The organism is Aeromicrobium sp. WCS2018Hpa-31 (assembly GCF_031843905.1).
Lineage (GTDB): Bacteria > Actinomycetota > Actinomycetes > Propionibacteriales > Nocardioidaceae > Aeromicrobium.
This window is the reverse complement of sequence record NZ_JAVTJF010000011.1, coordinates 17,873-36,979: the sequence shown is the minus strand read 5'-3', so window position 1 is coordinate 36,979 and position 19,107 is coordinate 17,873. Positions and strand designations below refer to the sequence as shown.

The following is a 19,107-nucleotide window of genomic DNA, read 5'->3' as shown; positions in this document are numbered from 1 at the left end:
GGTCACCATGAAGACCTTCGACGACCTGTTCGCCGAGCTCGCCGCCAAGGCCAGCGACCGGCCCGAGGGCTCGCGCACCGTCGCCGAGCTCGATGCCGGCGTGCACGCGATCGGCAAGAAGCTGGTCGAGGAGGCCGCCGAGTCCTGGATGGCCGCCGAGCACGAGGGCCCCGAGCGCACGGCCGAGGAGATCAGCCAGCTGCTCTACCACGCCCAGGTCATGATGATCGCCGCCGGCATCTCGCTCGACGACGTCTACGCGCATCTGTGACGACAGCGGACCCAGCACCTCCTCGGGCCGTGCCGCTGTCGTGCGATCCGGCCACCGTCCCCCGTCGTGGCGGACGCCGGTCGGGCCCGACCTCCTTCGTCAGAAAGTCACCACCATGCTGAGAGTGGCCGTTCCCAACAAGGGCGCCCTGTCCGACGCCGCCAGCCAGATCCTCGCGGAGGCGGGCTACCGCCAGCGCCGCAACACCAAGGACCTCGTCCTCGTCGATGCCGAGAACGACGTCGAGTTCTTCTACCTGCGACCGCGCGACATCGCCGTCTACGTGGGGGAGGGCACGCTCGACGTCGGCATCACCGGCCGTGACCTCCTGCTCGACTCCGCGGCCCCGGCGACCGAGCAGATCGGCCTGGGCTTCGGGGCCTCGACGTTCCGCTTCGCCGCGCCGACCGGGTCCATGTCGGCCATCGCCGAGCTCGAGGGCAAGCGGATCGCGACGTCGTACCCGGTCATCGTGCAGGACTACCTGAGCGCGCGCGGTGTCGCGGCGACCGTGGTCCGCCTCGACGGCGCGGTCGAGTCCTCCATCCGCCTCGGCGTGGCCGACGCGATCGCCGACGTCGTCGAGACCGGGAGCACGCTGCGCCAGGCCGACCTCGCGGTGTTCGGCGACCCGATCCTCTCGTCCGAGGCCGTCCTGATCACGCGCGGCGAGGCAGGAACGGGCGAGCCCGAGGGGTACGCCGTGTTCAAGCGTCGTCTCGACAGCGTCCTCGTCGCCCGGACGTACGTGATGATGGACTACGACATCCGCGTGGAGCACGTCGAGCGCGCGGTCGAGCTCACGCCGGGCATCGAGTCGCCCACCGTGTCGCCGCTGCATCGTGAGGGGTGGGTCGCGGTGCGCTCGATGGTGCCGCGCGACGCCGCCCAGAAGATCATGGACAGCCTCTACGAGCTGGGCGCCCGCGGCATCCTCGTGACCGACATCCTGGCGTGCCGGGTATGACCACGCATCGTCCCGGCGGGACCCGCTACGTCGCCTACGGGTCCTGCGTGGCCCTGGTGGCGATGTCGGTCGCGATCACCTTCGCGCTGCCGCAGGAGATCCGGTCCCAGGTCACCCTCTCCCAGGCGCTCACGCTGTACGGCTCCATCGCGGTCTTCATCGTGATCCTGCACGGCATCGGTCGCAGCCGGGTGACGGTGTCCGACGACGAGCTCGAGGTCGTGAACGGGTACCGCACGCACCACGTGCCGTGGAACCGGGTGAAGGGGTTCGCCTTCGGCGAGGGCGCACCCTGGCCCACCCTCGTGACGGTCGACGACGAGCGGCTCATGCTGTTCGCCCTGCAGGGCACGAGCGGCCACGGCCGGGTGCGTCAGGTCGTCGACGACCTGGTGCGGCGCGTCCCGTGACCGGTCGCTCGCTGGCCGAGCCGGCGTTCCCCGACGACGACGGACGACTCGATCCTCGCCTTGGCGCTGCCCTGGGCGACGCGGTGGCCGTCCTGGCGGTCCTCGGCTCCGTGCGCGTCTTCGTGCCCGTGGTCGCCACGCTCGGCGCCGCGAGCCAGGCCGCCGGCCCCGAGGCCCTGACCAGCGGGGACAAGGACGCCGACATGGCCGCGGTGCTCATGACCGGCGCCGACGGCCGCCAGGCCCTCCTGACGTTCAGCAGCCTCGAGGCGATGACGCGCTGGAACCCGCAGGCCCGGCCGGTTCCCGTGTGGGGCCAGGCGGCTGCGGTGGCGGCGCAGTCCGAGGGCGCCGCTGCGCTGCTGCTCGACCTCGGCTCGCCGCACTTCCAGGTCGTGGAGACCGACGACCTGCGGCACCTGGCGGCGGGGGACCGGCTGGTCTCCACCGATGTCGGCCACGCGTGGGTGACCGGGGGCTGACGAAGGTCCCGACGGCGGGTGCGTCGGTGCAGCGGCTCTCGTTCTGGTGGTGCGCTGCCGCGGGGGCCTGATCCTCCGGTGCGCTGTCGCAGGGGGTCTTGACCCACCGGTGCGCTGCCTCGGCTAGCGCTCGGTCTGGTCTCCAGAAGGGCCTCGACCGGGCGGCTGGGAACCGCGCCCCTTGAGTTCTCGGGCTTCGTCCTGGGACCGGGGGTGACGCATGATTTTCCCTGCGCGCGTGATCGGCGCAGAACTCTTCGTTCGCGCGTTCGATCGGTGGATCTTCAACCGCAGGACGACTTCAGATGGTGAATTCCCACTGATTGGGGCGAGGGGTGTCCATCACTGGCCCCTCTGCGCACACGGCGTTCACGATGCTGCTCTTGCGAGCGGTGGCCCGAACGATGCTGCGTTCGTGACGGGATCCCGTACCTAACGCAGGATCCTTCCGCCTTCAGGTCACGAACGCAGAATCCTGCGTCCCCGAACCCCGGGTGCAGTCCGAGAACCCGGTGAAGCTCCCGCCAGCCGTCCGGTCGAGGCCCTTTCGGAGGCCACTCCCGGCGAAAGCCGCGGCAGCGCACCGGTGGGTCGAGACCTCGTGCGGCAGCGCAGCGGCGGGGCGAGCCGAGTCAGGGCAGCAGCGAGCAGGATCCCCTCACGCGCTCTCGGCCGCTCGAACCCCGGCGAGCGGGACGGTGATGTGAACGGCGGCGTCGTGACGTTCCACCCGGGCCACGAAGCCGGCCGCGCCCACGGCGCGCAGCAGCATGTCGTTGGACCCGGCGGACACGAAGGTGAGGTGCTCGGCGCCCTGCGCCTTGGCGTGCCGCGCCGCGTGCTTGACCAGCAACGTGCCGAAGCCGCGCCCCTGCCAGGCGTCCTCGACGAGCAGCTGGAAGACCAGCCGGTCCTCGAGCGGCTCGAGCACCCCGTGACCCACCAGGTCGAGACCGACCTGGACGACGATGGCGAGGCCGTGCTCGGGAGTCACCAGGCGTCGTGCCATCCGCGTCGTCATCGGCATCCGCAGAGGGACCTGGTACCGGGTGTAGAGGGTGTCGACGCTGCACCGCTCGTGCAGTGCCGCCACGGCCTCGATGTCGGCGAGTCCGGCCAGGCGGACCAGGGGCATCGGGTGGCGGGGCGAGGGTGCGATGAGGGGCACGTCGACGCCGGCGTCGCTCACGAGCGACAGCAGGGCCTGCGCGCGCGCCCGCTCGACCGCGGTGAAGGGGACCGCTCGGCTGATCCGCAGGGCGGTGCCGTTGCGGCGCCGCAGGTCCAGCACGTCGTGGCCCGCGTAGTCGGCCACGTCGGGCGGCTCGGTCGCGAGCAGCTCGGCGAGCACGTCCTCGACGTCGCGTCCCTCCTCCAGCACCTGGTGCACGGCGTCCAGGTAGCGCGTCGGCGTGTCCAGCACGGCGTCCTCGTCGGCACGGGTGACCGCGACGGCGGTGCCCCCGGCCCCGACGAAGAGCTCCGAGAGGCCGACGTCGGTCCAGTCGTCGCCGGCCTCGACGACGAACTCGTCGGTGACCGTGGGACGGGTCGAGAAGACCTGCATCCCGACGATGTTCACGTCGGCCTCGCCGCACGCCAGCGCGATCCGGCCCAGCAGACCGGGCCGATCCGGGAACGTGGCCCTGACCCTCCACCTCATGTCGACACCTCCTGCGCCCATGCTGGGCGGCCGGTGTTGCCCGTCGGCGTCCGCGGTGTTTCGCCCGGATGTCGGCTGTTCCGGACCGCGGCCGAGCGGTGCCGGCGCGCCGATTTTCACGAGGGCGCGAGGGTTTGCTATCCTGGGGAAGAAGTGGAGGCCCACCTCCCACCTGCTCGATCCGCGGATCGGGGGGTACCTCGGCCGGTACGCCCGGCCGAGCGACGCTGTTCGGTTCGCACCGACGGCGTGCATCGGTGGCCTCCGTCCTGTCGGACGGGGGCCATTGTCGTGGGCCTCCTGGACACAGACCACAGGAGGATCCATCAGCACAGAGCTGCGCGTCAACGACCGCATCCGCGTACCCGAGGTCCGGCTCGTCGGACCCGGCGGTGAGCAGGTCGGCATCGTTCGCATCGAGGACGCCCTGCGCCTCGCTGCCGAGTCCGACCTCGACCTCGTCGAGGTCGCCCCGACGGCCCGCCCCCCGGTGTGCCGCCTCATGGACTACGGCAAGTTCAAGTACGAGGCCGCCCAGAAGGCACGCGAGTCACGACGCAACCAGACGAACACCATCATCAAGGAGATGAAGCTTCGTCCGAAGATCGACCAGCACGACTACGACACCAAGAAGGGTCACGTCGTGCGGTTCCTGAGGGCGGGCGACAAGGTCAAGATCACGATCATGTTCCGCGGCCGCGAGCAGCACCGACCCGAGCTCGGGTACCGCCTGCTGCAGAAGCTGGGTGAGGACGTGGCCGACCTCGGCGTCGTCGAGGCGCACCCGCGCCAGGACGGCCGCAACATGACGATGGTGCTCGCGCCGCTGAAGAAGAAGTCCGAGGCCCAGGCCGAGGTCAAGGCCGAGAAGGCCAAGACCACCGCTGAGAAGACCGCGGAGCGTGAAGCCGAGGCGGCCGCCGACAAGGCGCACCGCGAGGCCCAGAAGAAGACTGCGACGCCGAAGAAGCCCCGGCGTCGAAGCGAGAACCTCGACCCAGACATGGAGGCATGAGATGCCGAAGTTCAAGCCCCACTCGGGCATGAAGAAGCGCGTCAAGATCACCGGCAAGGGCAAGCTCCGTCGCGAGCAGACCGGCCGCCGGCACCTCTTGGAGCACAAGCCCAGCACCCGCACGCGCCGTCTCGACGGCACGGTCGACGTGTCCAAGGCCGACACCAAGATGGTCAAGAAGCTGCTCGGTCGCTGACCGCACCCCACCCGAAGGAGAACCCCTATGGCACGCGTCAAGCGTTCCGTCAACGCGCAGAAGAAGCGCCGCGAGACCCTCGAGCGGGCGTCCGGCTACCGTGGCCAGCGCTCGCGCCTGTACCGCAAGGCCAAGGAGCAGGTCACTCACTCCCTGGTCTACAACTACCGTGACCGCAAGGCCAAGAAGGGCGACTTCCGTCGTCTCTGGATCCAGCGCATCAACGCTGCCGTCCGCGCCGAGGGCCTCACGTACAACCGCTTCATCCAGGGCCTCAAGGCCGCGGGTGTCGAGGTCGACCGCAAGATGCTGGCCGAGCTGGCCGTCAACGAGCCGGCCGCGTTCAGCGCCCTCGTCCAGGTCGCGAAGGACAACCTTCCGGCCGACGTGAACGCGCCCAAGGAAGACGCGACGGCCTGACCGCCCTCGCACCGACGCCCGTGGCAAGCCCCGAGCACACCGTGACCGTCCGCAGCGGACGGATCAAGCGTGCTCGACGGCTTGCCACGCGGCGTTTCCGGGCCGAGACCGGCGAGTTCCTCGCCGAGGGCCCGCAGGCCGTGCGCGAGGCCCTCGCCGTGCCCGACGTGGTGCTCGAGGTCTTCGCCACCGCCGCGGCGCAGGAGCGGCACCCGCTCCTGCACCAGGCCGCCGACGCCGCCTCCGTCACCTGGACGGTGGTCGACGACGAGGTGCTCGCCGAGGTCGCCGACGCCACCACGCCCCAGGGCATCGTGGCCGTGTGCCGCACGGTCGTCAGGGGCCTCGAGGCCGTGCCGGACGAGGCACGTCTCGTGGTGGTGTGCCACGACATGCGCGACCCCGGCAACGCCGGTGCGGTCATCAGGTGCGCCGACGCCGCCGGCGCGGACGCCGTGGTGCTGTCGGCCGACAGCGTGGACCCCACGAACCCGAAGGCCGTCCGGGCCGGTGCCGGCAGCCTGTTCCACCTGCCGGTCGTGGTCCACCGCGACCACGACGAGGTGCTCGACGCGCTTCGGGCACGCGGTCTCCAGGTGCTCGCCACCGACGGCGACGCCGACGTCGACCTCTTCGACGCCGATCGCGAGGGCTCGGGTCTCGACCTGGCCGCCCCGACGGCCTGGGTCATGGGCAACGAGGCCCAGGGACTGCCGGCCGAGGTGCGCGACGCCGCCGACCTCGCCGTGGCCGTGCCGATCCTCGGCCGCGCCGAGAGCCTGAACCTGGCCACCGCAGCCGCGGTGTGCCTCTACGCCAGTGCGCGTGCCCAGGGAGATCGATGACCACCACCGTCCTGCAGTGCTGCCTGAACGGGTCCCGCGACGCCGACGAGCACCCCGGGGTGCCGGTCACCGCCGAGTCCTGCGCGGCCGACGCCGCCGCCGTCGTCGCCGCCGGCGCCCAGGACCTGCACGTGCACCCGCGCACGGGCGACGGACGCGACAGCCTCGAGCCGGCCGACGTCGCGCACTGGGTCGAGGCGGTCCGCGCCGTCGTCGACGTCCCGGTGGGAGTCACCACCGGTGCGTGGGCCTGGACCGGTGGGACCTCGCCGGCCCGCGCCGTGGCCGCGTGGACGGTGCTGCCCGACCACGCGTCGGTCAACTGGCACGAGCGCGACGCCGTCGACCTCGCGGCGGCGCTCGTCGACCGCGGCGTCCAGCTGAGTGCCGGCCTCTGGACCGAGGACGCGGGCCGCGACTGGCTCGCCTCGTCGTGGCGCGAGCACACGTCGGTGGTGCTGCTCGAGCTGGCCGACGCCCCCGACCAGCGGGAGACGGCCGAGTCGCTCCTGGAGCTGGTGCGTCCGACCGGCATCCCGGTCCTGCTGCACGGAGAGGGCCGCTCGGCCTGGCCGATGCTGGACCTCGCGGTCGAGCTCGGGGTCTCCACGCGCATCGGGCTGGAGGACGTCGTCGAGGGCCCGGACGGCGAGCACGTCGACGGCAACCTCGCGCTCGTGGAGCTCGCGTCGGCACGCGGCGCTCGTCGCGAGTAGTTCATTCGTACTAGATTCCTTCCATGGACCTCGACGACTTCCCCGACGGCGTGGTCATCGCCGGTGCGGACGGGATCGTCGAGTACGTCAACGGACGCATCGAGAAGATGGCGCGGGCCGCGCCGGGCGAGATGCTCGGGATGCACCTGTCCGACGCCATGCCGTTCGACGACCTGAACGGCAACAGCTGGTACGACTCCACCCATCCCTACGACGGGCTGAACATCAGGAACCGGCTCTCCGAGCAGTCCTGGTACTCGCCGCGGGGCAGCGAGTACCTCGTGACGGCCCGGCTGGTGCGAGACCGGCCCGGCGGCACCGTGGTCAAGGTCATCGCGAGCGTGCGCAACGCGAAGGTGCGCAACCAGCGGGACCGTGAGCGGTCGGACCTGGTGGCCACCGTCGCGCACGAGCTGCGGTCCCCCCTGACGGGCATCAAGGGCTTCACCGCCACCCTCCTGTCGAAGTGGGACCGCTTCTCCGAGGAGCAGCGCCAGTTCATGCTCGAGACGGTCGACTCCGACGCGGACCGCCTCAGCCGACTCATCACCGAGCTCCTCGACGCCGCCCGCATCGACGCCGGCCGGCTCACCCTGCGTCGCGGACCCGTGAAGCTCGACGAGGTCGTCAGGGGAGTCCTGCGCAGCGCCTCGGCCGGTGGCGAGCCCTTCGAGCTCACCACGATCGGCGAGCCGCACCTGGTGTGGGGCGACGCCGACCGGATGACCCAGGTGGCCACCAACCTGATCGAGAACGCCATGCGGCACGGGCACGGTCTCCGGAAGGTCGTGGTCGAGCACCTGGGTGAGGACGACGCCGTCGCCGGAGGCGGGGGAGCGGTGCTCGAGATCCACGACCAGGGGCCCGGCATCCCCGAGGAGATGCGTCAGCGCGTGTTCAGCCGCTTCTGGCGCTCCGGTCCCGGGGCGGGCAGCGGGCTCGGCATGTACATCGTGCGCGGCATCGTCGAGGAGCACGGCGGCCGCATCGAGATCGGCGACGCCGAGGGTGGTGGCGCCTGCATCCGGGTGTGGGTGCCCGTCAACGAGCCCGACGCCCTGACCGACTGACCCACCGTGACCGATCCGGGCCCGGCCATCGCGACCCGGGCCGGTCCCGGTGAACGGTCGGCTCACTAGACTGCTGGGGTGTCCGCCCCGAACTCCGACTACGACCCCGTCGAGGTCGCCGCGCTGGGCGAGGCCGAGGTCGCGCGCGTGCGCGACGCCGCCCTCGCCGCGATCGCCGCCGCCGACTCCCTCGACGCGCTCAAGCAGGTGCGCATCGCCCACACCGGCGACCGTTCCCCGCTCGCGCTCGCGAACCGCGAGATCGGCGCGCTCCCGCCGCAGGCCCGCAAGGACGCGGGGCAGCGGATCGGGCAGGCGCGCGGGGCCGTCAACCAGGCCCTGGCCGCTCGCTCCGCAGAGCTCGAGTCGCTCGAGGAGGAGCGTCGTCTGGCCGAGGAGACCGTCGACGTGACCCTGCCGACGGACGTCGAGCCGATCGGCGCCCGGCACCCCATCACCACCATCCAGGAGCACGTCGCCGACATCTTCGTCGCGATGGGCTGGGAGGTCGCGGAGGGCCCCGAGGTCGAGGCCGAGTGGCTCAACTTCGATGCGCTCAACCTGGGCCCGAACCACCCGGCACGCACGATGCAGGACACGTTCTGGGTCGAGCCGGAGAGCGCGGCGCTGGTGCTGCGCACGCACACGTCGCCCGTCCAGGCGCGCACCATGCTCACCCGCACGCCGCCGATCTACGTCGTCTGCCCCGGGCGCGTCTACCGCACCGACGAGGCCGACGCCACGCACATGCCGGTCTTCCACCAGGTCGAGGGCCTGGCGATCGACCGCGGCCTGTCGATGGCGCACCTCAAGGGCACGCTCGACCACTTCGCCGCCGCGGTCTACGGACCGGGGATGACCACGCGGTTCCGTCCGTCCTACTTCCCGTTCACCGAGCCGAGCGCCGAGGTCGACCTGCTCTGCTACGTCTGTCACAACGTCGCGGACGCCGTCGCCGACTGCGGCACGTGCCGTGGTGAGGGCTGGATCGAGTGGGGCGGCTGCGGGGTCGTGAACCCCCGCGTGCTCGTCGCCTGCGGCGTCGACCCCGAGGAGTACTCGGGCTTCGCCTTCGGCATGGGCCTGGACCGCACCATCATCAGCCGTTACGACATCGCCGACATGCGCGACCTGTGGGACGGCGACATCCGCTTCACCCAGCCGTTCGGAGTTGGTCTGTAGACATGCGTGTCCCTGTGGAGTGGCTGCGGTCGCTCGTCGAGCTCCCGCCTGCCGTGACGACCGAGCAGATCGCCGACCGGCTGACGATGTACGACCTCAAGCTCGAGGAGATCGTGGGCGGCGGCATCACCGGTCCGCTCACGGTCGGGCGCGTGCTCGAGGTGCGTCCTGAGGAGCAGAAGAACGGCAAGACCATCAACTGGTGCCGCGTGGACGTCGGCCCCGAGCAGAACGACCCGTCCGTGCCCGACGCACCGGGCGAGGACGTCCCTTCGCGCGGCATCGTGTGCGGTGCGCACAACTTCGGCGTGGGCGACCTGGTGGTCGTCTCGTTGCCGGGCACGTACCTGCCCGAGCTGGGGTTCGAGATCAGCTCGCGCAAGACCTACGGCCACGTCTCCGACGGCATGATCTGCTCCACCAAGGAGCTCGGCCTGCCCGACGACGAGACCACCGCCGACGGCATCCTCGTCCTGGCCGAGGGGTCGGCACAGCCGGGCGACGACGCCGTGGCGCTGCTGGGCCTGGGCGACCAGACCCTCGACCTCGAGGTCAACCCCGACCGCGCGTACGCCCTCAGCCTGCGCGGCGTGGCCCGCGACGCCGCGCTCGCGTTCGACGTGCCGTTCACCGACCCCGCCGACCGCCCGGTGCCTGCGGCCGACGTGCCCGCGTACCCCGTGCGGGTCGAGGACTCCGAGGGCTGCCCGGTCTTCACGACGCTGGTCGTCACGGGCGTCGACCCGACTCGTCCCACGCCCGCGTGGATGGCCCGTCGCATCACTGATGCGGGCATGCGGTCCATCTCCCTGGCCGTCGACGTCTCCAACTACGTGATGCTCGAGCTGGGCCAGCCCAACCACTGCTACGACCGCGACACGGTGGCGGGCGACATCGTGGTGCGCCGGGCCCGTGCGGGGGAGACCCTCACGACCCTCGACGACGTCGAGCGGACGCTCACGCCCGAGGACCTCGTGATCGCCGACGACTCCGGACCGATCGGTCTGGCCGGTGTCATGGGCGGCGCGTCGACCGAGCTTTCCGACACGAGCACCGCCGTTGTGGTCGAGGCGGCCTACTGGGACCCGGTGACCATCTTCCGGGCCGTCAAGCGGCACCGGCTGCCCTCGGAGGCCGCCAAGCGCTACGAGCGCGGCGTCGACCCCGAGCTCACGCTCGTCGGGGCGGCCCGCGTGGCCGAGCTGCTGGTGGAGCTCGGTGGCGGCACCCTGGAGCCCGGCGCCACCGTGGTCGGCGAGGCGCCGACACGCACGGCCGTCACGGTCCCCGTCGACCTGCCCGCCCGCATCAGTGGCGTGCCGATCTCCGCCGACGACGCCCAGCGCACGTTCGAGCGCAACGGCTGCACGGTCGAGCGGGAGGGCGACGTCCTCCACGTCACCCCGCCCAGCTGGCGCTTCGACCTGAACGACCCCTACGACTTCGTCGAGGAGGCGCTGCGGACCGCGGGCTACGACCAGGTGCCGTCGGTCCTGCCGACGCCTACCGGCGGTCGTGGCCTGACCCGTCACCAGGAGCTGCGTCGGCGCGTGGGCCACGTGCTCGCCGGCGCCGGACTGGTGGAGGTCACCACCCTGCCCTTCGTGGGCGAGGCGGACCTCGACCGGCTCGCGCTCCCCGCCGACGACGCCCGTCGCCGGCAGGTGCTGCTGGCCAACCCGTTGTCGGCGCAGGAGCCCGGTCTCACGACCACGCTCCTCGTCGGCCTGCTCCGGTCGGCTGCGCTCAACGTCGGCCGCGGTCACGAGGCCGTGCAGATCAGCGAGGTCGCCCGCGTCTTCCACCCACGCCTCGGCGGCCCCGCCGCGCCGATCTACGGCACGGACCGCAGGCCGACGAGCGACGAGATCGCCGCGCTCGACGCGGCCCTGCCCGACCAGCCCTTCCATGCCGGATGGGTCCTGGCGGGGGAGCGGGAGCGTTCCGGCTGGGCCGGACCGGGACGGGCGGCCACCTGGGCGGACGCCGTCGCGGTGGCGCGCCGGCTCGCCGACGCCCTGCACGTCGACCTCACGGTCGAGCAGGCCCAGGTCGCGCCGTTCCACCAGGGACGTTGCGCTGCTCTGGTGCTCGACGGGCGCGTGGTCGGGCACGCGGGTGAGCTCCACCCGTCGGTGCTGAAGGAGTACGGGCTCCCGGCGCGGTCGGTGGCGGGCGAGGTCGACCTCGACGCGCTTCTCGCGGCGTCGCCCGAGGTCGGACCGCGTCCGGACTTCTCGGCCTACCCCGTGGCCAAGGAGGACCTGGCGTTCATCGTCGACGCCGGCGTGACGGCCGAGGCCCTGCGCTCCGCGCTCGCCGTGGCCCACGGGGTGGTCGAGTCGGTGCGACTGTTCGACGTGTACACCGGGGCACCGGTGCCCGAGGGGCAGAAGTCGCTCGCCTTCGCGGTGCGGCTGCGCGCCCCGGACCGCACTCTCAAGGACGCCGAGATCGCCGAGGCCCGTGCTGCGCTCGTCGCGGCGGGGGAGTCGCTGGGGGGCGTGCTGCGCTGACGTCCGTCCTGCGGTCGCGTCGGTCTGGGTCGGTCTCGTCCTGCGGCTGCGTCGGCACGGCCTCGACCGGGCCTGGCCTCCGAAAGGCCTCGACCGAGCGGTCAGGCGGTGCTCGGCCGGGCTCTCGGGGTCCGGCCGACGCTGTGGGCGTGTCAGAGGTAGGTGACGCGCGGAATCGTGGGTGCAGAGGTAGGTGACACTCCGAACAGGGGCCTCATTCGGAGTGTCACCTACCTCCGACCGCCTCATTCGGAGTGTCACCTACCTCTGACGACCGAGGAACCCGCAGACCGGGGACGTGGCCGGCTCCAGGCCGCCTGTCCGGTCGAGGCCCTTTCGGAGACCGAGCCCATGGAAAGCCGAGGCAGCGCACCCGCCGGTCGATCGAGGCCGAGCAGCGCACCCGCCGGTCGGGCAAGGCCGAGGCAGCGCCGCCCCACATCACCCACCCCCACTGCAAGACCTTGCAGACTTGTGCAAGAATGTGAGGCATGTCCAAGGTCCTCACCTCCCTGCCCGTCGGCGAGCGCGTCGGCATCGCCTTCTCCGGAGGGCTCGACACCTCCGTCGCGGTCGCGTGGATGCGCGACAAGGGCGCCGTGCCCTGCACGTACACCGCCGACATCGGCCAGTACGACGAGCCCGACATCTCGGGCATCCCCGGTCGCGCGATGCAGTACGGCGCGGAGCTGGCCCGGGCCATCGACATCAAGAAGCCGCTCGTCGAGGAGGGCCTGGCGGCCCTGGCCTGCGGTGCGTTCCACATCCGCTCCGGCGGCCGCACGTACTTCAACACCACCCCGCTCGGGCGTGCCGTCACCGGCACGCTCCTCGTGCGTGCCATGCACGAGGACGGCGTCGACATCTGGGGCGACGGGTCCACGTTCAAGGGCAACGACATCGAGCGGTTCTACCGGTACGGCCTGCTGGCCAACCCCGCCCTGCGGATCTACAAGCCGTGGCTGGACGCCGAGTTCGTCCACGAGCTGGGCGGACGCACCGAGATGAGCCAGTGGCTCACCGAGCGGGACCTGCCCTACCGGGACAGCCAGGAGAAGGCCTACTCCACCGACGCCAACATCTGGGGCGCCACCCACGAGGCCAAGACGCTCGAGCACCTCGACGTCTCGCTCGAGACGGTCGAGCCGATCATGGGCGTCAAGTTCTGGGACCCGTCGGTCGACATCCACACCGAGGACGTGACCGTCACCTTCGAGGCCGGGCGTCCCGTCGCGATCGACGGGGACACCTTCGGCGGCGACCCCGTGGCCCTCGTGCACGCGGCCAACACGATCGGCGGCCGCCACGGGCTCGGCATGTCCGACCAGATCGAGAACCGGATCATCGAGGCCAAGAGCCGCGGCATCTACGAGGCCCCGGCCATGGCGTTGCTGCACATCGCCTACGAGCGGCTCGTGAACGCGATCCACAACGAGGACACCATCGCCAACTTCCACGCGCACGGACGCCGGCTCGGACGGCTCATGTACGAGGGACGCTGGCTCGACCCGCAGTCGATGATGCTGCGCGAGTCGGTGGAGCGCTGGATCGCCTCGCTCGTCACCGGCAGCGTCACCCTGCGGCTGCGCCGGGGCGAGGACTACTCGATCCTCGACACGCAGGGCGAGAACTTCTCCTACCACCCCGAGAAGCTGTCGATGGAGCGCACCGACAACGCGGTCTTCGGTCCGACCGACCGGATCGGGCAGCTCACGATGCGCAACCTCGACATCGCCGACTCCCGCGCGAAGCTCGAGATGTACGCCGGTCAGCCGCTCGACCAGGGGCAGGTGCTCGTGGAGAACGGCACGCTCTTCGGGGAGCTCCCCGCCGGTGGTGCGATGCGGATCGAGGCCAACCCGGCGGCCGGGTCCGACACCGAGCAGGCGCTCGACGCGGCCGCCATGGAGCTCGGCACCGACTGACCGACGCGCCCACCCGACCGATCGAACCTGACAAGGTGGACCGATGACGACCTACACAGCAGCCGTGGCCGGAGCCAGCGGCTATGCCGGCGGCGAGGTGCTGCGGCTCCTCAGCGCCCATCCCGACGTCGAGATCGGTGCGGTCACCGCCGCGTCGAGCGCCGGGTCGCGCCTGGGCGAGCACCAGCCGCACCTGGTGTCGCTCGCCGACCGCGTGATCCAGCCGACCGACGCCTCCACGCTCGGCGGGCACGACGTCGTGTTCCTCGGCCTGCCGCACGGCGAGTCCGGACGCATCGCGGCCGAGCTCGGTGACGACGTGCTCGTCATCGACTGCGGCGCCGACCACCGCCTGGAGAGCGCGGAGGACTGGACCGCGTTCTACGGCAGCGAGCACGCCGGCACGTGGCCCTACGGCCTGCCCGAGCTGTTCGTGGGCGCCGGCCGCCAGCGTGACCACCTCGCCGGGGTCCGCCGCATCGCCGTCCCCGGCTGCAACGTCACCGCCGTGACCCTCGGCCTGCAGCCGGCCGTCTCCGCCGGGATCGTGGCGGCCGACGACCTCGTGGCGGTGCTCGCCAACGGCTTCTCCGGCGCCGGCAAGGCGCCCAAGGCCCACCTGCTCGCCTCCGAGGGGTTGGGTGCCGCCTCGCCCTACGGCGTCGGGGGCGTGCACCGGCACGTGCCCGAGATCGTGCAGAACCTGACGAAGGCCGGCGGCGAGGGCGTGACGATCTCGTTCACCCCGACGCTCGTCCCGATGGCCCGCGGCATCCTCGCCACGTCCACGGCGCGGCTCGCCGACGGCGTCGACGTGGCCCGGGTGCGGGCCGTCTACGAGGAGGCCTACGGCGGGCCGGGCCAGGGCGAGCCGTTCGTCCACCTGCTGCCCGAGGGCCAGTGGCCCACCACGGCGGCGACGCTCGGCGCGAACACGGCGCAGCTGCAGGTCGCCGTCGACGAGGCGGCCGGCCGGCTCGTGGTGACGAGCGTCATCGACAACCTGGTCAAGGGCACCGCCGGCGGCGCCATCCAGTCCATGAACCTCGCCCTGGGTCTCCCCGAGACCACGGGCCTCACCACCACGGGAGTGGCCCCATGAGCGTGACGCATGCGCAAGGCTTCCGGGCAGCCGGAGTGGCTGCCGGCCTCAAGTCCACCGGAACGCCCGACGTCGCCGTCGTCGTCAACGACGGGCCGCTGAGCGCTGCGGCCGCCGTCTTCACGTCGAACCGCTGCAAGGCCAACCCCGTCCTGTGGAGCGCCGAGGCGATCAAGACTGGCGCGGCCAGGGCCGTGGTCATCAACTCCGGCGGCGCCAACTGCTACACCGGCCCCGACGGGTTCGCCCTCACGCACCGCACCGCCGAGCTGGCCGCCGAGCGCCTCGGCGTCGGTGCGGTCGAGGTGCAGGTCTGCTCCACGGGCCTGATCGGCCTGCTCAACGACAGCGACGCCCTGCTGGGCGGGGTCGGCAACGCCATCGACGGCCTCAGCGATGACGGTGGTCATGCCGCCGCCACCGCGATCATGACGACCGACACGGTCGCCAAGGAGTTCGTGACACGTGCCGAGGACTTCGGCGACTCCGGCTGGACCATCGGCGGCATGGCGAAGGGTGCCGGCATGCTCGCCCCAGCGCTGGCCACGATGCTGGTCGTCATCACGACCGACGCCGTGCTCGACTCCGAGACAGCCGACGAGGCCCTGAGAGCAGCCACCGCCCTGACCTTCGACCGGCTCGACTCCGACGGCTGCCAGTCCACGAACGACACGGTCCTGCTCATGGCCAGTGGTGCCTCGGGCGTCACGCCCGACCCCGCCGCGTTCGGCGCCGCCCTGCACGGCGTCTGTCGCGACCTCGCGCTGCAGCTGCTGGCCGACGCCGAAGGCGCCGACCACGAGATCGCCATCACCGTCGTCAACGCCGCGTCCGACGCCGATGCGGTCGAGGTCGGCCGTTCGGTGGCCCGCAGCAACCTGTTCAAGTGCGCGATCTTCGGCAAGGACCCGAACTGGGGACGCATCCTGGCCTCGGTCGGCACCACGCAGGCGGCCTTCGACCCGGCCGACCTCGACGTCGCCCTCAACGGCGTGTGGGTCTGCCGTTCCAGCGGTCCGGGGGAGTCGCCCGACGGCGTCGACCTCACCGATCGCGCGGTCACCGTGACGATCGACCTGAAGCAGCCAGACGACTGCACCGCGACGGTCTGGACGAACGACCTGACCCAGGCGTACGTGCACGAGAACTCGGCCTACTCCTCCTGAGGACCACCATGACGACACCCGAGACCCCCCAGACCGACGAGACCTCGCCCGAGGCCGGCCACAGCCGCGAGGAGTGGCAGGAGCACACCGAGAAGGCCGCCGCCCTCGCCGGCGCCCTGCCGTGGCTGAAGCGCTACCACGGCAAGGTCGTGGTCGTGAAGTACGGCGGCAACGCCATGACCGACGAGTCCCTGAAGCAGGCGTTCGCGGAGGACATCGTGTTCCTGCGCCTCGCCGGCTTCAAGCCGGTCGTCGTCCACGGCGGCGGACCGCAGATCAGCTCCATGCTCGACCGGCTCGGCATCGAGTCCGAGTTCCGCGGTGGCCTGCGGGTCACCACGCCGGAGTCCGTCGACGTCGTCCGCATGGTCCTCACGGGCCAGGTCGGACGTGAGCTCGTCGGCCTGCTCAACCGGCACGGCGCCCTCGCGGTCGGCCTCTCCGGCGAGGACGCCGGTCTGTTCACCGCGACGACCACCCGTCCGGTGATCGACGGCGTCGAGACCGACATCGGACTCGTCGGCGAGGTCACCCACGTGCGCCCGGAGGCCGTGCAGGACCTCATCGACGCCGGCCGGATCCCGGTCGTCTCCACCGTCGCGCCCGACGCGTCGGGGCAGGTCCACAACGTCAACGCCGACACCGCGGCGTCGGCCCTGGCCGTCGCGCTCGGGGCCGAGAAGATGCTCGTGCTCACCGACGTGGAGGGGTTGTACCGGGACTGGCCCGACAGCACCGACGTCATCGGCGAGATCTCCCCGGAGGCGTTGCGCGAGATCCTGCCGGGGCTCGCGTCGGGGATGATCCCCAAGATGACGGCCTGCCTGAAGGCCGTCGAGGGCGGCGTCAAGGGCGCCACCGTGGTCGACGGCCGCGAGCCGCACGCCGTCCTGCTCGAGATCTTCACCGACGAGGGCGTCGGCACCCAGGTGCTGCCCGGCGTCGAGACCCGCATCCGTACCGCGCTGTACTCCACGAGCGCACCGAAGGAGTCGTCGTGAGCGACCAGCACGTCCAGAAGGCCAGCCTGCCGTTGTCGGCCCAGGGGCGCCCCGAGAGCGGGGACTCCTGGACCGAGCGCTACCGCGACTCGGTCATGAACACCTTCGGCGACCCCCAGCGGGTGCTGGTGCGCGGTGAGGGCAGCACGGTCTGGGACGTCGACGGCAACCACTACCTCGACCTGCTCGCGGGCATCGCCGTCAACGCCCTCGGACACGCCCACCCCGCGATCGTGAAGGCCGTCACCGACCAGCTGGGCACCCTCGGCCACGTGTCGAACTTCTTCACCACCGAGCCCCAGGTGCGTCTCGCCGAGCGTCTCGCGACCCTGCTCGACGCGGGCGACGGCGTGCCCGTGCGCACGTTCTTCGCCAACTCCGGCACCGAGGCCAACGAGGCCGCCTTCAAGGCGACCCGTCGCACGGGCCGCACCACGGTCGTCGTGGCGGAGGGCAGCTTCCACGGCCGTTCGATGGGCGCGCTCGCGCTGACGTCGAAGGCCGCCTACCGCGAGCCGTTCGAGCCGCTGCCCGGCGACGTGCGCTGGGTGCCCTACGGCGACGCCGAGGCCCTGTCCGCGGCGGTCGACGACACCGTGGCCGCCGTGCTCCTGGAGCCCATCCAGGGCGAGGCGGGCGTCGTGGTGCCGCCCGACGGGTACCTGGCGCACGCCCGCGCCGTCACGCACGAGCACGGCGCGCTGCTGTGGATCGACGAGGTGCAGACCGGTGTCGGCCGCACCGGCGCGTGGTTCGCGTTCCAGGAGTCCGGCATCGTCCCCGACCTCGTGACGCTGGCCAAGGGTCTCGGCGGCGGGTTCCCGATCGGTGCGTGCATCGGCATCGGCGAGGCCGCCACGCTCCTCGGTCCGGGCAACCACGGCACGACGTTCGGCGGGAACCCGGTGGCCTGCGCCGCGGCGCTCGCGGTGCTCGACACGATCGAGGCCGACGGACTGCTCCAGCACGCCGTGGCGCGGGGCGACCAGCTCACGTCCGTGCTCGAGCAGCACCCCCGTGTCGTCGAGGTCACGGGCCGCGGGCTCATGCGCGGCGTGGTGCTCACCGAGCCCCGCGCGGCCGACGTGCAGAAGGCGGCACTCGACGCCGGGCTCGTCCTGAACGCACCCACGCCCGACCGGCTGCGCATCGTCCCGCCGCTCGTGCTCACCGAGGCCGAGGCGGCCCACGCGGCGACGACGCTGTCGGCGGTGCTCGCGGAGGTGCTCGCATGACCCGCCACCTGCTGCGCGACGACGACCTGACGCCCGCCGAGCAGACCGAGGTGCTGCGGCTCGCGCTGCGGATGAAGGCCGAGCCCTTCGCCCACCGACCGCTCGAGGGCCCGCGGTCCGTCGCGGTGGTCTTCGACAAGTCGTCCACCCGGACCCGCGTCTCGTTCTCCGTCGGCGTGGCCCAGATGGGTGGGCACTGCGTCATCCTCGACGCGGCCACCACGCAGGCGGGACGGGGCGAGCCGGTGGCGGACACCGCCCGGGTGCTGGGCCGCATGGTCGACGCCGTCGTGTGGCGCACGTACGCGCAGGCGGGCCTGGAGGAGATGGCCCGGCATGCCGGCGTGCCCGTCGTGAACGCGCTGAGCGACGACTTCCACCCGTGCCAGCTGCTGGCCGACTGGCTCACCGTGCTCGAGCACAAGGGTCGGTTGGCGGGCCTGACCGTCGCCTACGTCGGCGACGGCGAGAACAACATGGCCCACTCCTACGTGCTGGGCGGTGCCGTGGCGGGCATGCACGTGCGCGTCGGTGCGCCCGACGGGTACGCGCCGGCTGCGCACGTCGTCGCGGACGCCGAGAAGGTCGCCGCGTCCACCGGGGGATCGATCCTGCTCACCGACGACCCCGCCGAGGCCGTCGCCGGTGCCGACGTCGTCATCACCGACACCTGGGTCTCCATGGGCCACGAGGCCGAGAAGGCCGAGCGGCAGGCGATCTTCGGTCCGTACTCCGTCACGGGTGCATTGCTCGAGCACGCCGACCCGGACGCGATCGTCATGCACTGCCTGCCGGCCTACCGCGGCCTGGAGATCGCCGAGGACGTGCTGGAGGGCCCCCGCAGCGTCGTGTGGGACGAGGCCGAGAACCGTCTGCACGCTCAGAAGGCGCTGCTCGCCTTCCTGCTGGAGCGGTCCTGAGGAGC

Annotated in this window: 19 protein-coding genes; 18 read left to right on the top strand and 1 reads right to left on the bottom strand. The window is 71.8% G+C overall.

Going from position 1 to position 19,107, the window contains the following annotated elements; translation table 11 throughout:
* Window positions 1-7 precede the first annotated feature (7 nt).
* The 4 genes from RQG84_RS14700 (at window position 8) to RQG84_RS14685 (ending at window position 2,130) form a co-directional block, all read left to right on the top strand.
* The gene (locus RQG84_RS14700) at window positions 8-271 is read left to right on the top strand and encodes a phosphoribosyl-ATP diphosphatase (RefSeq protein WP_055970382.1); all 264 of its coding nucleotides are present in this window, start codon (window positions 8-10) and stop codon (window positions 269-271) included.
* Window positions 272-386: 115 nt separating this feature from the next.
* The gene (gene hisG, locus RQG84_RS14695; RefSeq protein ID WP_311210607.1) at window positions 387-1,238 is read left to right on the top strand and encodes an ATP phosphoribosyltransferase; all 852 of its coding nucleotides are present in this window, start codon (window positions 387-389) and stop codon (window positions 1,236-1,238) included.
* Window positions 1,235-1,648, top strand: coding sequence for a PH domain-containing protein (locus RQG84_RS14690; protein WP_055970379.1), 414 nt, complete (start codon window positions 1,235-1,237; stop codon window positions 1,646-1,648). The genes hisG and RQG84_RS14690 overlap by 4 nt, the downstream gene beginning before the upstream one ends.
* Complete coding sequence (locus RQG84_RS14685; RefSeq protein WP_311210606.1) at window positions 1,645-2,130, top strand: SseB family protein; 486 nt, start codon at window positions 1,645-1,647, stop codon at window positions 2,128-2,130. The genes RQG84_RS14690 and RQG84_RS14685 overlap by 4 nt, the downstream gene beginning before the upstream one ends.
* Window positions 2,131-2,788: 658 nt before the next feature.
* Here the strand turns inward: RQG84_RS14685 and RQG84_RS14680 are convergent.
* A complete protein-coding gene (locus tag RQG84_RS14680) occupies window positions 2,789-3,793 on the bottom strand; it encodes a GNAT family N-acetyltransferase (protein ID WP_311210605.1) in 1,005 nt (334 codons plus the stop codon).
* A gap of 286 nt (window positions 3,794-4,079) precedes the next feature.
* Here RQG84_RS14680 and infC point away from each other — a divergent pair, with 286 nt between their 5' ends.
* The 14 genes from infC (at window position 4,080) to argF (ending at window position 19,102) form a co-directional block, all read left to right on the top strand.
* Window positions 4,080-4,808, top strand: a complete 729-nt coding sequence (gene infC, locus RQG84_RS14675; RefSeq protein WP_055970373.1) for a translation initiation factor IF-3 — start codon at window positions 4,080-4,082, stop codon at window positions 4,806-4,808.
* A 1-nt stretch (window position 4,809) separates the two neighbouring features.
* Entirely contained in the window at window positions 4,810-5,004 is a 195-nt protein-coding gene (rpmI, locus tag RQG84_RS14670; RefSeq protein WP_055970371.1) for a 50S ribosomal protein L35, read from the top strand.
* A 27-nt stretch (window positions 5,005-5,031) separates the two neighbouring features.
* Window positions 5,032-5,424: a 50S ribosomal protein L20 gene (gene rplT / locus RQG84_RS14665; RefSeq protein WP_055970368.1), complete on the top strand. Its 393-nt coding sequence runs from the start codon at window positions 5,032-5,034 to the stop codon at window positions 5,422-5,424.
* Between the two features lie 41 nt (window positions 5,425-5,465).
* Window positions 5,466-6,269, top strand: coding sequence for an RNA methyltransferase (locus tag RQG84_RS14660; protein ID WP_311210604.1), 804 nt, complete (start codon window positions 5,466-5,468; stop codon window positions 6,267-6,269).
* Window positions 6,266-6,985: a 3-keto-5-aminohexanoate cleavage protein gene (locus RQG84_RS14655; RefSeq protein ID WP_311210603.1), complete on the top strand. Its 720-nt coding sequence runs from the start codon at window positions 6,266-6,268 to the stop codon at window positions 6,983-6,985. The genes RQG84_RS14660 and RQG84_RS14655 overlap by 4 nt, the downstream gene beginning before the upstream one ends.
* Window positions 6,986-7,008: 23 nt before the next feature.
* Window positions 7,009-8,055: an ATP-binding protein gene (locus tag RQG84_RS14650; protein WP_311210602.1), complete on the top strand. Its 1,047-nt coding sequence runs from the start codon at window positions 7,009-7,011 to the stop codon at window positions 8,053-8,055.
* A 78-nt stretch (window positions 8,056-8,133) separates the two neighbouring features.
* Window positions 8,134-9,237 (top strand): phenylalanine--tRNA ligase subunit alpha, encoded by a 1,104-nt coding sequence (pheS, locus tag RQG84_RS14645; RefSeq protein ID WP_311210601.1) that lies wholly within the window; start codon window positions 8,134-8,136, stop codon window positions 9,235-9,237.
* 2 nt (window positions 9,238-9,239) lie between these two features.
* A complete protein-coding gene (gene pheT / locus RQG84_RS14640; RefSeq protein ID WP_311210600.1) occupies window positions 9,240-11,753 on the top strand; it encodes a phenylalanine--tRNA ligase subunit beta in 2,514 nt (837 codons plus the stop codon).
* Between the two features lie 491 nt (window positions 11,754-12,244).
* Entirely contained in the window at window positions 12,245-13,678 is a 1,434-nt protein-coding gene (gene argG / locus RQG84_RS14635) for an argininosuccinate synthase (RefSeq protein ID WP_311210599.1), read from the top strand.
* Window positions 13,679-13,721: 43 nt separating this feature from the next.
* The gene (gene argC / locus RQG84_RS14630; protein WP_311210598.1) at window positions 13,722-14,780 is read left to right on the top strand and encodes an N-acetyl-gamma-glutamyl-phosphate reductase; all 1,059 of its coding nucleotides are present in this window, start codon (window positions 13,722-13,724) and stop codon (window positions 14,778-14,780) included.
* The gene (gene argJ, locus RQG84_RS14625; protein ID WP_311210597.1) at window positions 14,777-15,946 is read left to right on the top strand and encodes a bifunctional glutamate N-acetyltransferase/amino-acid acetyltransferase ArgJ; all 1,170 of its coding nucleotides are present in this window, start codon (window positions 14,777-14,779) and stop codon (window positions 15,944-15,946) included. The genes argC and argJ overlap by 4 nt, the downstream gene beginning before the upstream one ends.
* An 8-nt stretch (window positions 15,947-15,954) precedes the next feature.
* Window positions 15,955-16,947 carry an acetylglutamate kinase gene (gene argB, locus RQG84_RS14620; RefSeq protein ID WP_311210596.1) on the top strand — a complete coding sequence of 331 codons (993 nt, stop codon included), beginning with the start codon at window positions 15,955-15,957 and terminating at the stop codon, window positions 16,945-16,947.
* 26 nt (window positions 16,948-16,973) lie between these two features.
* Window positions 16,974-18,182: an acetylornithine transaminase gene (locus tag RQG84_RS14615; RefSeq protein WP_396135340.1), complete on the top strand. Its 1,209-nt coding sequence runs from the start codon at window positions 16,974-16,976 to the stop codon at window positions 18,180-18,182.
* Entirely contained in the window at window positions 18,179-19,102 is a 924-nt protein-coding gene (argF, locus tag RQG84_RS14610; RefSeq protein WP_311210595.1) for an ornithine carbamoyltransferase, read from the top strand. The genes RQG84_RS14615 and argF overlap by 4 nt, the downstream gene beginning before the upstream one ends.
* The last annotated feature ends 5 nt before the right edge of the window (window positions 19,103-19,107 follow it).

Excerpts from the sequence above, each read along its gene's own strand:
- RQG84_RS14700 (WP_055970382.1), top strand. The coding sequence starts at position 8 with ATGAAGACCTTCGACGACCTGTTCGCCGAGCTCGCCGCCAAGGCCAGC.
- hisG (WP_311210607.1), top strand. The coding sequence starts at position 387 with ATGCTGAGAGTGGCCGTTCCCAACAAGGGCGCCCTGTCCGACGCCGCC.
- RQG84_RS14690 (WP_055970379.1), top strand. The coding sequence starts at position 1,235 with ATGACCACGCATCGTCCCGGCGGGACCCGCTACGTCGCCTACGGGTCC.
- RQG84_RS14680 (WP_311210605.1), bottom strand. The coding sequence starts at position 3,793 with ATGAGGTGGAGGGTCAGGGCCACGTTCCCGGATCGGCCCGGTCTGCTG.
- rpmI (WP_055970371.1), top strand. The coding sequence starts at position 4,810 with ATGCCGAAGTTCAAGCCCCACTCGGGCATGAAGAAGCGCGTCAAGATC.
- rplT (WP_055970368.1), top strand. The coding sequence starts at position 5,032 with ATGGCACGCGTCAAGCGTTCCGTCAACGCGCAGAAGAAGCGCCGCGAG.
- RQG84_RS14655 (WP_311210603.1), top strand. The coding sequence starts at position 6,266 with ATGACCACCACCGTCCTGCAGTGCTGCCTGAACGGGTCCCGCGACGCC.
- RQG84_RS14650 (WP_311210602.1), top strand. The coding sequence starts at position 7,009 with ATGGACCTCGACGACTTCCCCGACGGCGTGGTCATCGCCGGTGCGGAC.
- pheT (WP_311210600.1), top strand. The coding sequence starts at position 9,240 with ATGCGTGTCCCTGTGGAGTGGCTGCGGTCGCTCGTCGAGCTCCCGCCT.
- argG (WP_311210599.1), top strand. The coding sequence starts at position 12,245 with ATGTCCAAGGTCCTCACCTCCCTGCCCGTCGGCGAGCGCGTCGGCATC.
- argC (WP_311210598.1), top strand. The coding sequence starts at position 13,722 with ATGACGACCTACACAGCAGCCGTGGCCGGAGCCAGCGGCTATGCCGGC.
- argJ (WP_311210597.1), top strand. The coding sequence starts at position 14,777 with ATGAGCGTGACGCATGCGCAAGGCTTCCGGGCAGCCGGAGTGGCTGCC.
- argB (WP_311210596.1), top strand. The coding sequence starts at position 15,955 with ATGACGACACCCGAGACCCCCCAGACCGACGAGACCTCGCCCGAGGCC.
- argF (WP_311210595.1), top strand. The coding sequence starts at position 18,179 with ATGACCCGCCACCTGCTGCGCGACGACGACCTGACGCCCGCCGAGCAG.